13 protein-coding genes are annotated in these 14,615 nt (G+C 73.8%); 7 read left to right on the top strand and 6 right to left on the bottom strand.

What is annotated here, in order from left to right; all coding sequences use genetic code 11:
- Nucleotides 1–50: 50 nt before the first annotated feature.
- Both ACFWFR_RS10875 and ACFWFR_RS10870 read right to left on the bottom strand, forming a co-directional pair.
- On the bottom strand, nt 51–1,955 hold the full coding sequence (locus ACFWFR_RS10875; protein WP_377622969.1) for a cation:proton antiporter: 1,905 nt from the start codon (nt 1,953–1,955) through the stop codon (nt 51–53).
- Between the two features lie 62 nt (nt 1,956–2,017).
- Complete coding sequence (locus ACFWFR_RS10870; RefSeq protein ID WP_377622968.1) at nt 2,018–2,635, bottom strand: TetR/AcrR family transcriptional regulator; 618 nt, start codon at nt 2,633–2,635, stop codon at nt 2,018–2,020.
- Nucleotides 2,636–2,782: 147 nt separating this feature from the next.
- Here ACFWFR_RS10870 and ACFWFR_RS10865 point away from each other — a divergent pair, with 147 nt between their 5' ends.
- Together ACFWFR_RS10865 and ACFWFR_RS10860 are read left to right on the top strand one after the other, a co-directional pair.
- Nucleotides 2,783–3,169 (top strand): DUF1304 domain-containing protein, encoded by a 387-nt coding sequence (locus tag ACFWFR_RS10865; RefSeq protein ID WP_377622967.1) that lies wholly within the window; start codon nt 2,783–2,785, stop codon nt 3,167–3,169.
- A gap of 122 nt (nt 3,170–3,291) precedes the next feature.
- Complete coding sequence (locus ACFWFR_RS10860; protein ID WP_377622966.1) at nt 3,292–4,296, top strand: NADP-dependent oxidoreductase; 1,005 nt, start codon at nt 3,292–3,294, stop codon at nt 4,294–4,296.
- A gap of 42 nt (nt 4,297–4,338) precedes the next feature.
- Here ACFWFR_RS10860 and ACFWFR_RS10855 read toward each other — a convergent pair whose 3' ends face one another.
- Nucleotides 4,339–5,556, bottom strand: a complete 1,218-nt coding sequence (locus ACFWFR_RS10855; RefSeq protein WP_377622965.1) for an LLM class flavin-dependent oxidoreductase — start codon at nt 5,554–5,556, stop codon at nt 4,339–4,341.
- A gap of 245 nt (nt 5,557–5,801) precedes the next feature.
- On the opposite strand from ACFWFR_RS10855, the gene ACFWFR_RS10850 reads away from it, so the two are divergent.
- The 4 genes from ACFWFR_RS10850 (at nt 5,802) to ACFWFR_RS10835 (ending at nt 10,450) form a co-directional block, all read left to right on the top strand.
- On the top strand, nt 5,802–7,211 hold the full coding sequence (locus ACFWFR_RS10850; protein WP_377622964.1) for a sensor histidine kinase: 1,410 nt from the start codon (nt 5,802–5,804) through the stop codon (nt 7,209–7,211).
- Nucleotides 7,208–7,861: a response regulator gene (locus ACFWFR_RS10845; RefSeq protein WP_377622963.1), complete on the top strand. Its 654-nt coding sequence runs from the start codon at nt 7,208–7,210 to the stop codon at nt 7,859–7,861. Before ACFWFR_RS10850 ends, ACFWFR_RS10845 begins: the two co-directional genes overlap by 4 nt.
- A 67-nt stretch (nt 7,862–7,928) precedes the next feature.
- Complete coding sequence (locus ACFWFR_RS10840) at nt 7,929–8,732, top strand: M15 family metallopeptidase (RefSeq protein WP_377622962.1); 804 nt, start codon at nt 7,929–7,931, stop codon at nt 8,730–8,732.
- A gap of 110 nt (nt 8,733–8,842) precedes the next feature.
- A complete protein-coding gene (locus tag ACFWFR_RS10835) occupies nt 8,843–10,450 on the top strand; it encodes a PP2C family protein-serine/threonine phosphatase (protein ID WP_377622961.1) in 1,608 nt (535 codons plus the stop codon).
- 38 nt (nt 10,451–10,488) lie between these two features.
- Here ACFWFR_RS10835 and ACFWFR_RS10830 read toward each other — a convergent pair whose 3' ends face one another.
- From ACFWFR_RS10830 to ACFWFR_RS10820, 3 genes are all read right to left on the bottom strand, one after another.
- Nucleotides 10,489–11,181: a response regulator gene (locus tag ACFWFR_RS10830; RefSeq protein WP_377622960.1), complete on the bottom strand. Its 693-nt coding sequence runs from the start codon at nt 11,179–11,181 to the stop codon at nt 10,489–10,491.
- Nucleotides 11,172–12,398 (bottom strand): histidine kinase, encoded by a 1,227-nt coding sequence (locus tag ACFWFR_RS10825; RefSeq protein ID WP_377622959.1) that lies wholly within the window; start codon nt 12,396–12,398, stop codon nt 11,172–11,174. The genes ACFWFR_RS10830 and ACFWFR_RS10825 overlap by 10 nt, the downstream gene beginning before the upstream one ends.
- A 166-nt stretch (nt 12,399–12,564) precedes the next feature.
- Entirely contained in the window at nt 12,565–13,476 is a 912-nt protein-coding gene (locus ACFWFR_RS10820; protein WP_377622958.1) for a histone-like nucleoid-structuring protein Lsr2, read from the bottom strand.
- Between the two features lie 183 nt (nt 13,477–13,659).
- Here ACFWFR_RS10820 and ACFWFR_RS10815 point away from each other — a divergent pair, with 183 nt between their 5' ends.
- Nucleotides 13,660–14,550, top strand: coding sequence for a pentapeptide repeat-containing protein (locus ACFWFR_RS10815; RefSeq protein WP_377622957.1), 891 nt, complete (start codon nt 13,660–13,662; stop codon nt 14,548–14,550).
- Nucleotides 14,551–14,615: the final 65 nt, after the last annotated feature.

Raw genomic sequence — 14,615 nt, 5'->3', positions numbered from 1 at the left:
CATCTACTCACTTCTCGGCAAGGCCAGGGAGTCGTTTCTCGCCCCAGGATCTAGCGCTCCGCGGCCGGCGCGTGCATCTCGACGCTGATCTGGCTCGCGTCGAGCACCTTGAGCGTCTCGTCCATGGCCCCCGAGCTGTAGGTGCCGTGGTCGCGCACGTGCAGCAGCTCCTCGCGCTGCGCGGCCAGCACCGCGAGCCGCAGCTCGCGGTACTGCCGGTGCTGCTCGTCGGCCTCGGTGGCCTCCCGGTCCACGAGGTCGTCGTGCGCGATCTCCTGACGCACGCGTTCGATCGTCTCGGGCGCGTAGGGGGTCCCGTCGGGGCGGACGAGACCCGGCGCGTCGATCACCTCGGAGGCGACCCGCGACAGCTCGCCCAGGAGCGCGAGCCGCTCGTCGCTCTCGGTCGAGGCGTCGACCGTCAGGTCGAGCTTGCGCACGACCCACGGGAGCGTCCCGCCCTGGACGAGCAGCGTCCCGGCCGCGACGAAGAACGCGATGAGGATGAGCAGCGCGCGGTGCGGGGTACCGCTCGGCAGCGACTGCGCCGCGGCCAGCGTCACGACGCCGCGCATGCCCGCCCACACGAGCAGGACGCCCTCGCGGCGACCGAGCGGCTCCTGCGCCAGGTAGTCGATGTCCGCGATGCGGCGCGTGAGGAAGGTCTGCACCCGGGCCATCCGGGTCCGGAACCGCGGGTCGTCGAGCGAGGGCGCCTCGGCGCCCGGCCCGCCGCGCGCCGAGGACAGGCCGCCGGGGCCGCCCAGGCCGGGGACCATCGTGCCGTGGGGTCCGCCGCCCGGCCCGCCGGTGGCACCACCCACCCCGCGCCCACCCGGTCCGCCGCGTGCCCGACGCGTGCGCCATCCCTTGCCCTGGCCACGGTCCTCGATCGAGGGCAGCTCGCCACGCTCGAGCTTCTCGGTCACGGCCGAGAGCTTCTCGCGGACCTCGGGGTTGCGCCGGTTGGAGCGCTTCATGAGCCACAGCAGCACCGCGACGAACACCGACCGCAGCGCGATCACCACGACCGCCGCCATGAGCGCGAGCCCCGCGGCCATCCACAGGCTGCCGTGCTCCTCGCGGACCTCCTCGACGAGCCCGAACACCTCGAGCCCCATGAGCAGGAACACCCCGCTCTCGAGCAGGAGCTCGACGGTCCGCCAGTTGGCCTTCTCGGCGATCCGGTCCTGCGGGCTCAGGTGCTTGGGCGCGCCGAGCCCGGTGACGATGCCCGCCGTGACGACCGCGACCAGGCCCGAGGCGCCGAGGTGCTCCGACGGCAGGAACGCGATGAACGGGACGACGAACGAGATGGCCGTGTTGGACGTCGCCTCACGCACGCGCGAGCGCAGCCACAGGTTGGCCTTGCCGACCACGAACCCGATCGCGACCGCGACCGCGACCGCGTAGACGAAGTCGCCCGCGACCTGCCCGACCGAGACGGTGGCGGCCGTGGCCGCGATGGCCGAGCGCAGCAGCACCAGGGCGGACGCGTCGTTGAGCAGGCTCTCGCCCTCGAGCACCGTCACGATGCGCGGCGACACCCCGGCCTTCTTGACGATCGACGTCGCGACCGCGTCGGTGGGGCTGATGATCGCCCCGAGCGCGATGCCCGTCGCGAGCCCGATCCCCGGGATGAACAGGTGGAACAGGAAGCCCAGGACAACCGCGCTGATGACCACGAGGACGACCGAGAGGCCGCTGATCGCCTTGAGATCTCGCCGGAAGTCCATGGCGGGCATGCTGACCGACGCCGAGTAGAGCAGCGGTGGCAGCACCCCGGCCAGGATCCACTCGGGGTCGACCTCGACGGCCGAGACCGCAGGCAGGAACGACACCGCGACGCCCAGCAGCACGAGGATCAGCGGGGCGGCGACCCCCAGGCGCGGCGCGAGGGCGGTCACGCCGACCACCGCCAGGACGCCGGCGATCAGGTAGGGGGCGAACTCCATGGGCTTCTCGTCTCGCTCGGGGAATTACTTCCTATCAGACGAAGCTTCTTCGCCCGTCACCGCTACGCGTCGCGCGAAACCCACTCGTCAGCCTGGTCGCGTGCGGTGCGCAGCATCGCGGTGGCCTCGTCCTGGTTGACGCGGGCCAGCGCGAGGGCGCCCAGCAGCAGCGAGAGCAGCATGCGTGCCCGCTGCGCGACGACCTCGTCCGTGAGCGTCGGGGTCGCGGCGCGCAGGGCCCCGGAGAGGGCGTCGGTGAGCTCGGCCCGGTAGGCGTCGACCACGGCGCGCAGCGCCTCGTCGTGCCCGGCGGGGCCGGTCGCGCAGTCGACAAGGAGGCAGCCGCGCCGCGGGGAGTCCGCGGGAAGCTGCCCGACGGCGGCGGCCAGGCCGTCGAAGTAGGTCACCACGGCGGCGCCCGCCTCGGGCGGGGTGGCGCCCTCCTGGGCTGCGGTCACGAGGACGCGCAGGCGGGGGCGGATGACGGCGTCGAGGTAGTCGTCGACGGCGGCGTCGAAGAGCCCGCGCTTGGATCCGAACGCGTGGTAGAGGCTCGACCGGTTCAGCCCGGTGGCGCGCTCGAGGTCGGGGAGAGATGCTCCCTCCAGGCCCTGGTCCCAGAACACGTCCCGGGCAGCCTGCACCACCGTGGTGGTGTCGAACGACTGCGACCTGCCCACGTGAACCACCTCACTTTCCGCGCCTCGTATTGCACCGACCGGTACACAACTGTACCGTCGATTAATAGACCGAGCAGTTCACAATACCGTTTCCGCCGGCAGCGGCAGGCACGAGAGCCCGCCCCCTCACCCTGAAGGACACCTCCCATGACCGCGACCGCACTGGTCTTCGCCGGGCTCGCCGCACTGATCCACGTCTACATCTTCGTGCTCGAGTCGGTGTCCTGGACGTCCCCCCGGACCCGTGCGACGTTCGGGACCACCGAGCAGGAGGCGCAGGCCACCAAGGAGCTCGCGTTCAACCAGGGCTTCTACAACCTGTTCCTCGCGGCCATCACCGTGATCGGGATCGTCGTGCTCGCGGCCGGGCACACCGGTGTCGGCGCGGCCCTCGTGCTGAGCGCGACCGGGTCGATGGTCCTCGCCGGGCTCGTGCTGATCGTGTCGTCGCCCGCCAAGGCGCGTGCCGCGCTCGTCCAGCTCGTCCCGCCCGCGATCGCGGTCGTGCTCCTCGTGATCGCCCTGGTGTCCTGACCGCGGGCCGAGCCGCCGACCACCCCACCCCAGCCCCACCGACCGCCGCACCGGCCCACCCGGCCGGGCTGCGCCGTCGGGCATGCCCTCCAGAACCACGACCGAAGGACCGAGAGACCCTCATGACCTCCTCCACGCAGATCCAGCTCGTCGCCCGCCCCACCGGCTGGCCCACGCACGACGACTTCCGCACCGTCCAGGTCGAGCTCCCCGAGCTCGCCCCCGGCCAGGTGCGCGTCCGGAACGAGTTCGTGTCGGTCGACCCGTACATGCGCGGGCGCATGAACGACGTGAAGTCGTACACCCCTCCCTACGCGCTGGGCGAGACCATGACGGGCGGCGCCGTCGGGCGCGTCGAGGCCTCGACGGCCGAGGGCTTCGCGGTCGGCGACGTCGTGCTGCACCAGCTCGGGTGGCGTGACGTGGCCCAGGGAGACGCGGCCGCCTTCCGCGTGGTCCCCGAGCTCCCGGGCGTCCCGCTGTCCGCCTACCTGGGCATCCTGGGCATGACGGGGCTCACGGCGTACGTCGGGCTGCTCGAGATCGCGGGCCTGCGCGAGGGCGACACCGTGTTCGTCTCCGGTGCGGCCGGGGCCGTGGGCACGGCCGCGGGCCAGATCGCGCGCCTCAAGGGCGCGGGCCGCGTCGTCGGGTCTGCCGGGACGCCCGAGAAGGTCGCGCTCCTGACCGAGCGCTACGGCTACGACGCGGCGTTCAGCTACAAGGACGGGCCCGTCGCCGACCAGCTCGCCGTGGCCGCGCCCGACGGGATCGACCTGTACTTCGACAACGTCGGCGGTGAGCACCTCGAGGCCGCGCTGGGCGCGTTCAACGACTTCGGGCGCGCGGCCCTGTGCGGTGCGATCTCGCAGTACAACGAGACCGGGCCCGCGGTGGGCCCGCGGAACATGAGCAACATGGTGACCCGCAGCCTCATGCTCAAGGGCTTCACGATCGGCAACCACCTCGAGCACTTCCCGGCGTTCTCGCGCGACATGGGCGCCTGGCTCCAGGCGGGCGACGTCGTGTTCGACGAGACCGTGGTCGACGGGATCGAGAGCTCCGTCGACGCCTTCCTCGACCTCATGCGCGGCGCGAACACGGGCAAGATGGTCGTGCGCGTCTGAGGTCTCCGACCGGCCTCGCGCCGGTCCGGCCCGGGGCCGCGCCTAGAACGCCACCGAGTGCGTCCTGAGCGCGGCCTCGTCGCGTGCGGGCGGGGCACCCGCCGGCCCGCCGCTCCCCCGGCTCCCCTGCCCGACGGCGTCACGCGCCCCGGCCGGGCGCGTCACCCCGCGCTGGTCGAGGATCGGGCGCACGCCCTCGGCGAACCAGTGCGCCTCCTCGAGGTGCGGGTAGCCCGACAGCACGAACTCGTCGAAGCCTGCCTCGTGGTACTCCTGCACGAGGTCGGCGACCTCCTCGTGGCTGCCCACGAGCGACGTCCCGGCACCGCCGCGCACGAGCCCCACCCCTGCCCACAGGCCCGGGTGCACCTCGAGCGAACGCGTGCGGCCGTCGAAGCGTTCGCCGTTGAGCGCGGCCATGCGGCGCTGGCCCGTCGAGGACGACGAGCGGAACTGGGCCTGCGCGGCCGCGACCTGCTCGGGCGACCACGCGTCGAGGAACTTCTCGGTGACTCCCCACGCCTCGGCCGACGAGTCGCGGCTGATGGTGTGCAGCCGGATGCCGAACCGCAGGGTCCGCCCGCGCTCGGCCGCGAGCTCGCGCACCCGGTCGATCTTCGCCTTGGCCTGGGCGGGCGGTTCTCCCCACGTGAGATAGACGTCGGCGTGCTCGGCCGCGACGGGCAGCGCGGCGTCCGAGGACCCGCCGAAGTAGATGGGCGGCGCCGGGTCGGGCGGCACGGGGACCCGGCCGTCACGGATGCGGTAGTGCTGCCCGTCGAGGTCGAGCGGCTCGCCCGAGAACAGCCCGCGCACCACCGCCAGGAACTCGGCCGTGCGCGCGTAGCGCTCGTCGTGCTCGAGCCAGTCGCCGAACCTGCGCTGCTCGCTCTCGTCACCGCCGGTCACGACGTTGAGGCGCACGCGCCCGCCCGAGAACCGCTGGAGCGTCGCTGCCATCTGCGCCGCGAGCGTCGGAGACACCAGCCCGGGACGGAACGCCACGAGGAAGTGCAGCCGCTGCGTCTCGCGCAGCAGCGCCGCGGTGGTCAGCCAGGCGTCCTCGCACCAGGTGCCGGTCGGGGTCAGGACCGCCTCGTAGCCCAGGCGGTCGGCCGCGCGCGCCACGTCGGTGAGGTAGTCGAGCGTCGGGGCCCGGAAGGCCTGCGCCGTGCCGGGGGTCGTCGCGGCGTGCGAGGACCCGACGACGGTGCGTCCGTCCCCCGACGTCGGCAGGAACCAGTGGATCGCCGCGGTCATGTCTCCTCCGTCCGGCGCGGCCCGTCCGGCAGCCCGTCCTCGCGGGCCCGGCGGGCCGTTCGGTCGAGGAGGTCGCGGGTCGCGCGCGTCGGCGGACCGTAGGCCGGGAGGAGTGGCCGGTCAAGCAGATCGCGGAACCTCTCGCGGGCTGGGACGGGGTGGTCGCTCGCCTCCCCCGCAGGAGGGAGAGGGGGTCGGTCGCGGGCCGGTGCCGCGGGGCGCCGGGACCCGCAAGAATCGTCCGCATGGTCATCGCCGCCCGGGCCCCCGGGTCCACCACCCCGCCGCCACCCTCCGCCACCGACGGCGAGCCCGGACGCTCACCGGCGACCGGAGCCAGTGCCGCGAGCGAGCGTGCGGACTGGCGGCCCTGGGTCTTCCCCGGCGTGCTCGCGCTGCTCGTGGGGCTGTTCACGCTCTACACCCCGATGTACTCGTCCTACGGGGCCACCGGGCTCTGGGGCGATGACCTGACCACCCGGACGAACATGAGTCCCGTCGTGTACCTGGGGATCCTCAGCGCGATCGTCGGGGTCCTCGTCTCCCGCCGTGCGACAGCCCTGGCCTGCCTGCTCGCCGGGTGGCCCTTCCTGGTCGTCCCCGTCATCGGGATGTTCGTCTGGTCGTGGTGGCTCGCCCTCCTCGCGATCGCGGTGGCCACCGCCTACGACGGCATCCGGCGGGCCGCCCTGCCGCTCGGGCTGACGCTGCTCGTCGCGGCGGGATACTGCGCATTCCCGGTCGTGGCGCTCCTCCCGGTCGGACCCGTGACCGCCGGCCCCGATCGCGGGGACACCGCGATCGTCTTCGTCCTGTATGCGGCAGCCAGCCTCGCGGCCGTCGCGATCAGCGCCGCAGCCGGCACGAGCAACCGCGCAGCGCTCCGCGCCGCCGCCGCCGACCGCGCCTCGGAGCACGCCCTCGGCGTCGAGACCGTCGCGGTCGAGCGGGCCAGGATCGCGCACGACCTGCACGACGTCGTCGCGCACCACATCTCGCTCGTCGCCGTCCGCGCGGAGTCGGCACCGTACGTGCACCCGTCGATCGATGCCGAGTCGAGGGTCGTGCTCGCGGAGATCGCCGACGACGCCCGGCACGCGCTGGGCGAGCTGCGCCAGGTGCTCGCGGTGCTCCAGCGCACCGAGGGCGCCGACCGGTCCCCTCAACCCGGAGCCGCGGACGTCGTGACGCTCGTGGACGCCGCCCGCTCGGCCGGGCAGCCCGTGACGGTCGTCGGCGACGTGCCGGTGCTGCCGTCGACCCAGGGGCTCGTGCTCTACCGCGCGGTCCAGGAGTCGCTCACGAACGCGCGCCGCCACGCCCCGGGGCAGCCGGTGACGCTCGTCCTCGGGACGGGCGACCACCGGCTCACCGACGTCCGCGTCACCGCCCGCCTCTCCAACCCCCTGGTCCCCCGCACCTCGCCCGCGGCCCCGGGGCGCGGGCTGCTCGGGATGCGCGAGCGCGTCGAGTCGATCGGCGGGTCGCTCACCGCGGGCGAGGAGGACGGCTCGTTCGTCGTCGAGCTGACGCTCCCCGCGGACGGGCCGGCGCCTGCGCCGGCCCCGGAGCCCGCGGAGGCCCACCTGCGCTACTCCGCGGGCGATCCCCTGGACGTCCACCTCCTCGACGTCCCGGACGGGACCGACGCATGACCCGCGTCGTGGTCGCCGACGACCAGCCCGTGGTCCGCTACGGCTTCGCCGCGATCCTCGACGCGGCCGACGACATCGAGGTCGTCGGCTCAGCGGGGAACGGCGCCGAGCTGCTCGACGTCGTCGCGGCCCACCGGCCCGACGTCGCGGTCGTGGACGTGCGCATGCCCGTCATGGACGGGATCGCCGCGACCGCCGAGATCTGCGCGCGCCACCCGGGCACGAGCGTCCTGATCCTCACGACGTTCGACCTCGACGAGTACGTGTTCGACGCGCTCCAGGCCGGGGCCTCGGGCTTCCTGCTCAAGGACACCCCGGCGCCCCGCCTGGTCGAAGGCGTGCGGCTCGTCGCCGAGGGCTCGATGCTCCTGGGACCGACCGTCACCCGCCGCCTGGTGGGCGACTTCGCGCAACGCTCGCCCAGGACCGCACCAGGGATCGAGAACCTCACGGTCCGCGAGCGCGAGGTGCTGCTCACGGTCGCCCGCGGGCTGTCGAACGCCGAGATCGGGGCGGAGCTGTTCATCACCGAGCAGACCGTGAAGTCGCACGTCTCCGAGGTGCTGCGCAAGCTCGCGTGCCGCGACCGGGTGCAGCTCGTGATCGCGGCGTACGAGTCGGGGCTGGTCGGGCTCTCGGAACGCGCCTGACCTGGGCGCGGCCCGGGCACGGGCTCGCGCCCTGGTGCGGGCGACGGACCGCGCCGATACTGGCCGGGTGCGCCGCGCGTCCCCGAGCAGGTCGCTGGTCGCCGCCCTGATGGGTGGCGGTCTGCTCCTGGGCGCGCTGGGCGGGTGCGTCGCGGGCAACCCGCCGCCCCCGTCCGCCACCTCGGTCGCGGCGCCCGCGCCCTCGGTCGGTCCCCCGACCCCCACCCCCTCGAAGCGCTCGCCCCCTGCCCCCCAGGCCCCTCCCGAGCCGGCCCCCTCGCCGCCTGAACCCGCCGCGCCGGAGTTCAGCGCCGCCGTCGGGCCCGTGACTCCCGAGCTCGCCGCGCGCATGACGCCCACGTCGTGGCGCGAGGGCTGCCCCGTCGCGCTCGCCGACCTCCGCTACGTGACGCTGACCCACCGGACCTTCGAGGGCGGTGTCGCGACGGGAGAGCTCGTCGTGCACGCCGACGTCGCCGACGGGATCGTCGAGGTCTTCCGCGAGCTCTTCGACACGGGCTACCCGGTGCGGTCGATGCGGCTCGTCGACGACTTCGGGGGCGACGACGACGCCTCGATGGCCGCCGACAACACCTCGGCGTTCAGCTGCCGACCGGTCGCGGGCACGGACCGATGGTCCGAGCACGCGTACGGCCGGGCCCTGGACCTCAACCCGGTCGAGAACCCGTGGATCTCGGGCGACGCGGTCGAGCCACCCGCGGGTGCGGAGTTCGCGTCGCGCCCCGCGGTCGCAGGCGTGATCGCGCCCGACGACGCCACCGTCCGCGCGTTCCAGGCCGCCGGGTGGCAGTGGGGCGGGTACTGGACGGGGCCGGTCGACTACCAGCACTTCTCGACGAACGGGACCTGAGGTACCGGGCGTCGCCCGTCACGACGGACGTCACGAGCCGCATGCTGACGTCACAGGCGAGGGATCCGCGGGAATGCACGGCTCCTGGCGGAATGCTCCTAGGATGAGCCGTGAGTTCCGACTGGTTCGACCTGGCCACCCAGGGCACCGAGAGCGGTGAGCTGGCCCGGTCGATCGACTGGTCCGCCACCTCGATCGGTTCGCCCGACACCTGGCCCAAGACGCTGCGCGCGGCCGTGCGTCTGTGCTTCAGCACGCGCTTCCCCATCTTCATCGCCTGGGGCCCCGAGCTCCTGATGATCTACAACGACGGCTACCGTCCCATGCTCGGCGAGGACAAGCACCCGTCCGCGATGGGCTCGCCCGCGAGCGCCGTCTGGGAGGAGATCTGGCCGGAGATCGAGCCGCTGTTCGACTCGGTGCTCTCGACGGGCGTCGCCACCTGGGCAGAGGACCAGCCGTTGCTCATGAACCGCTCGGGCTTCGACGAGGAGACGGCGTTCACGTTCTCCTACAGCCCGCTGCGCGACGAGGACGGCACGATCTGCGGCGTCATGGACGTCGCGACCGAGACGACCGACCACGTGGTGGACTCCCGCCGCCTCCAGACCCTCGGCACGCTGTCCGCGACGCTCCAGCGGCTCCAGGGCGACGTGGACGAGCTCGCTGCCGCGACCGTGGCCGTGCTGGGACGCAGCCAGGACGTGACCCGCGCGGACCTCTACCTCGACACCGCGGCCGGGCTCGTGCCGTTCGCCTCGACGCACGAGCGCCACGACGAGTCGGTCCCGCCGCAGGTCCTGCGCGAGGTCGCCGACCGGCGTCGGCTCGACCACGTCGGCGGCGCCCTGGTCGCTCCCCTCGCCGCGACGCGCGACCGGGTGGCGGCAGGCGTGATCGTCCTGCAGGGCAACCCCCACCGCCCCGACGACGACTCCCAGCGCTCGTTCCTCCAGCTCGTCGCCTCCGCGGTGGGCACGGCGCTCAGCAGCACGCTCGCTCAGCTCCGTCAGGTCGACGAGCTGCGCACCGTCGCCGACGCGCTCCAGGACGCGATGCTGCCCGACGACCCGACGGCCCCCGGCTGGCACACCCGTTATCGTCCGGCCGACGACAGCCTGCTCATCGGCGGTGACTGGTACGACGTGGTGGACCTGTCGGAAGGTCGCTTCGGCCTCGTCGTGGGCGACTGCGTGGGCAAGGGTCTGCGCGCCGCCGCCGTCATGGGTCAGCTCCGCAGCGCGAGCCGCGCCCTGCTCCTCGAGAACCTCGGCCCGGCGTCGACCCTCGAGGGCCTCGACCGCTTCGCCCGGACGCTTCCCGGGGCCGAGCTCGCGACCGTCCTGTGCGCGATCGTCGACGAGAGCTCCCGGACCATCACCTACTCGGCCGCGGGCCACCTGCCCCCGCTCGTCGTCAACAAGGCCGAGACCCGATGGCTCAACGACGGTCGCGGGACGCCCCTGGCGCTCACCTCCCTTCCTCGCAAGGAGGCCACCGTGGCTCTCGACAGCGGTGACGCCGTGGTCCTGTACACCGACGGCCTCGTCGAACGCCGCGGCGAGCACCTGTCCACCGGGCTGCGCCGGCTCGCCGACGTCGCGCTCGCCATCCGCGAGGAGCGCCCCGCAGCCGACCTCCCGGACGCGCTGCTCGCAGAGCTCCTCGTCGGTGGGGCACGCGACGACGTCGCGCTCCTCCTCTACGAGGTGCCCTGACCTCACGGGGCGCGCACCGCCCGGCCCTGCGGCGGGGCTCAGGCCAGCCCTGCGTCGTGCACGCAGATCGCCACCTGGACGCGGTTCTCGGCCCCGAGCTTGTCGAGCACCCGCCCCACGTGCGTCTTGACGGTCGCGACGCTCAGGAACAGCGCCGTCGCGATGTCCGCGTTGGACAGCCCGGACCCGATCGCGACCGCGACCTCGCGCTCACGCTCGGTCAGGCGGGACAGGCGCTCGTGCGCGGAGGCGGCCCGGTCGTCGACGGGCGTCCGCGCGACCGCGGCGATGAGCTGCTGCGTGACCGACGGCGACAGCATCGAGCGCCCCTCGGCGACCAGGCGGACGGCCGCGACGAGCTCGGCGGGCGGGGTGTCCTTGAGCAGGAACCCCGCCGCACCGAGCCGGAGCGCCGAGAGCACCATGTCGTCGGCGTCGAACGTCGTCAGCACGATCACCTTGAGCCGCGGGTCCGCGGCCCGCGCGATCTGCAGGGCCGCGAGCCCGTCGCGGCGCGGCATGCGGATGTCCATGAGGACGACGTCGGGACGGGCGCGGGCGATCTCCGTGACGGCTGCGACGCCGTCAGCGGCCTCGCCCACGATCTCGATCGACCGGTCGCCGCCCAGGATGAGGCGCAGGCCGGCCCGGACCAGGGTCTCGTCGTCGACCAGGACGACCCGCAGGGGCACGAGATCGGGGGTCTCGGGGCCCTCGGGGTTCACGTCCACGGGAGCCACGCTCTCACGACGAAGAACCCGTCACCGTCGGGTGCGGCACGGAGCTCGCCGCCCGTGAGGCGGGCACGCTCGGCGAGCCCGGTCAGGCCCAGGCCCGACGGCGGCGCACCCGACGTGCGCGAGGCGGCGCCGTCGTCGGGCACGCGGACAGTGCAGACAGTGACGAGCGGGTTGGTGACCCGCAGGACGAGCCCCTCCCCCGGCTCGCCCGAGACCTCGACGCGCACGGGCGCCGTCGGGGCGTGCTTGCGTGCGTTCGTGAGCGACTCCTGGAGGATCCGGTACGCGCCCCGGCTCACCTGCTCCGGCAGGTCCGGGAGACGACCGACCGTGGCGGGGGCGACCTCGCACTCGACGTCGGCGTCGCCACCGCCGAGACCCCGGACCTCATCGAGCAGGTCGGGCAGGGAGTCGAGCGTCGGCTGAGGGCGCTCGGGCACGCCCGCCTGGACGTCGGTCTCGCGCAGGACACCCAGGACCTCGCGCAGCTCGGTCATCGCGAGGTGGGCGTTGCCCTGGATCACGGCCGCCGCCGCGGACGTCTCCTCCCGCGTGAGGTCGGTGCGGTACGCGAGCGCCCCCGAGTGCATCGCGACGAGCGAGATGCGGTGCGCCAGGACGTCGTGCATCTCGCGGGCGATGCGCGTGCGCTCGGTCGTCCGTGCCTGGTCGAGCCGCGCGGCCTGCTCGCGCTCGGCCGTCTCGGCCCGCTCGCGCAGCGAGACCAGGAGGTCACGACGGTTGGCGATCGAGATGCCGATCGCGACGAGGAGCCCGTACACGAGCAGCGAGATCACCACGAGGACCGGGCCCCACCACGGGGTGTCGAACGTCGGGTGCAAGGCCTCGAACGCGAGCGTCGAGGCCGTCCACACGAACCCGACCGCGGTGATCTCCTGCCAGCGGCGCCGCGTCGCGAGGGAGACCAGCACGATGCAGACCGCGCCGAGCGCGAAGCCAGAGAACCCCGACAGCGACGCGAGGATCAGGGCGATCGTCAGGGGCGCGTGCCGGCTGAAGGGCATCAGGGCGATCGCGACGACGCCCAGGAAGAGGTCGAGCAGCACGAAGAGCCCCTGACGGGCGGTCGGCTCGACCGGCACCTCGGAGAGCATGAGCCCGAAGGCCAGGAACCCCACGCCGAGCGCGACGGCCAGGCGCCAGAGGGTGCCCCAGGTGGAGCGGGGGACGTACGTGTCGGTCGGCATGCCGCGAGACTATGTGCGCGTCATGCCCGGGGACATCGGCAGTCGGGACGACCCGGCGTCAGACCAAAGGATCAGCCTTGAGCGGGCGGCCCCTGCGTGAGTGCGGAGTTCTCGTGCGACACGCCGGGCGTCTCGCGCAAGAACTCCGCACTCAGCGAGCGGTCGGTCAGCTCTCTTCGTTCGCCGCACGGTAGGCGGTCAGGACGGCCTTGGGCAGGCGGCCCTTGGGGCTCACGGTGTGACCGTTCGCGAGGGCCCACGCGCGGATCGCCGCGGTCGTCTCGCCGGGCAGCAGGTAGGTCGAGCTCTTGGGCGCCGCGGGGGCGGTGGCGTTCGGCTCGACGACGGGCTCGGCGACGGGCTCGGCGACGGCGGCCTCAGCTTCGGCAACGGGCTCGTCGAGAGGCTCGCTGGGCGCCGTCTCGAGGACCGGCTCGACGACCGGCTCGATCGCAACCTCGGCGACCGGCTCGGCGGCCTCGGTGACCTCGGTGACCTCGGTGACCTCGACCACCGTGTCGCCCACAGGGGCCTCAGGGGTCTCAGGCTCGACCCGAGCGGCGGCCACCTCGGCCTTCTCGTCGACGATCGGCTCGACGACGGGCGCCGGCTCCACGACCGGCTCGGCCTCGGCTTCGACGACCAGCTCGGCGGGCGCGGGCGCGACCTCCACGACCTCCACGACCTCGGCCTTCGCTTCCGCCTCCACGTCGACCTCGGCGGCCGGCTCGGACTCGGGCGCGGCGTCCGCAACCTCGGCGGCCGGTTCCACGACCGTCTCGACCTCGACGACCTCGACGACCTCGACGACGGCCTCGGCCTCCTGCGTCTCCTCGCGCTCGAGGACCGCGATGGCGACCGGCGTCGCCGCGGGCTCGACGACGGCGGCGGGGGCAGGAGCCGGTGCCGCGGCAGGCGTCTCGACGGGCGCCGACTGCACGGCCGGTGCGACGGGGGCCTTCTGAGCGACGTCGAACAGCGACGCGACGCTCACCACCGGTGCGTCCTCCGCCTTCTTCCGACGACCCTTGAACCAGCTCAGCAGACCCATGACGACCTCTCCGCGAACGATGCCCACACCGACCGATGTACGCGCGACAACTCTTTCACATCTCGGACGAAGGCCCCGCGGGTGCCCACCCGCTCCCCGGCCCGTGCCTCGACAACTCGCTCGACTCGGGTACCCGGCCCGCGATGTACTGGGGTGGTCCCACCTCGCCTCGCACCGCTGATCCACCGTGCCCCCCAGCCCAGGAGCCCCATGCCCCCCACCACCGCGAGTCCCGCGGCCGACCGCGAGCGCCTCGGCCTGCACGCCGACTGCGCGAGCTGCTTCGGGTTGTGCTGCGTGGCCCTGGCCTTCACGCGCTCGGCGGACTTCCCGATCGACAAGGACGCGGGCGAGCCGTGCCGGAACCTGCGCCCGGACCACAGCTGCGGGATCCACCCCGAGCTGCGCGAGCGCGGGTTCGTGGGGTGCACGGTCTACGACTGCTTCGGCGCGGGCCAGAAGATCTCCCGCTCGACGTTCGCGGGCCAGGACTGGCGCGAGCACCCCGAGGTGCGGCCGGCGATGTTCGCGCTGCTGCCCGTGCTCCGGCACGTCCACGAGCTGCTCTGGTACCTGACCGAGGCGCTCGCGCTGGCTCAGGGGCACGACGCCTCGCTCGCCGGCGAGCTGACCGAGGCCGTCGAGCGGGTCGACCTCCTCTCGGCCGGTTCTCCGGACGAGCTGCTCTCCCTCGACCTCGGCGCGCTGCGCGACGGCGTGAACCCGCTCCTGGTGCGCGCGAGCGAGGCCACCCGGGCCCGTTCGGTGCACCAGCCGCGTGGCAGGCGAGCGGACCGCCGGGGTGCGGACCTGATCGGGCGGCGGTTGGCGGGCGCCGACCTGCGGGGCGCGAGCCTGCGCGGCGCGCTGCTCGTGGGGGCCGACCTGCGGGGCGCGGACCTGCGCAGCGCGGACCTGGTCGGGGCGGACCTGCGCGGTGCCGACCTCTCGGGTGCCGACCTGACCGATGCGCTCTTCCTCACCCAGGTCCAGGTCGACGCGGCGCGGGGCGACGCCGCCACGCGGCTCCCCGCGTTGCTGACCCGCCCGGCGCACTGGGGTGCCCCGCCCGTGGCGAGGTCGCGCTCCCGGCGCGCGTGACGGCGTCGGGCAGGACGACGGCCCGACGGCGCGGCGGCGCCCCCGGCGAGTCACCTCACCGGGGG

The sequence above is a fragment of the Oerskovia sp. NPDC060287 genome, from assembly GCF_042726775.1.
Lineage (GTDB): Bacteria > Actinomycetota > Actinomycetes > Actinomycetales > Cellulomonadaceae > Oerskovia > Oerskovia merdavium.
The sequence above is the reverse complement of the archived record's forward strand: the minus strand, read 5'-3'. Positions and strand labels throughout refer to the sequence as shown.

What these genes read in the sequence shown, in the direction of transcription:
- ACFWFR_RS10875 (WP_377622969.1), bottom strand. Translation starts at nt 1,955, where the DNA reads ATGGAGTTCGCCCCCTACCTGATCGCCGGCGTCCTGGCGGTGGTCGGC.
- ACFWFR_RS10865 (WP_377622967.1), top strand. Translation starts at nt 2,783, where the DNA reads ATGACCGCGACCGCACTGGTCTTCGCCGGGCTCGCCGCACTGATCCAC.
- ACFWFR_RS10860 (WP_377622966.1), top strand. Translation starts at nt 3,292, where the DNA reads ATGACCTCCTCCACGCAGATCCAGCTCGTCGCCCGCCCCACCGGCTGG.
- ACFWFR_RS10855 (WP_377622965.1), bottom strand. Translation starts at nt 5,556, where the DNA reads ATGACCGCGGCGATCCACTGGTTCCTGCCGACGTCGGGGGACGGACGC.
- ACFWFR_RS10850 (WP_377622964.1), top strand. Translation starts at nt 5,802, where the DNA reads ATGGTCATCGCCGCCCGGGCCCCCGGGTCCACCACCCCGCCGCCACCC.
- ACFWFR_RS10845 (WP_377622963.1), top strand. Translation starts at nt 7,208, where the DNA reads ATGACCCGCGTCGTGGTCGCCGACGACCAGCCCGTGGTCCGCTACGGC.
- ACFWFR_RS10825 (WP_377622959.1), bottom strand. Translation starts at nt 12,398, where the DNA reads ATGCCGACCGACACGTACGTCCCCCGCTCCACCTGGGGCACCCTCTGG.
- ACFWFR_RS10815 (WP_377622957.1), top strand. Translation starts at nt 13,660, where the DNA reads ATGCCCCCCACCACCGCGAGTCCCGCGGCCGACCGCGAGCGCCTCGGC.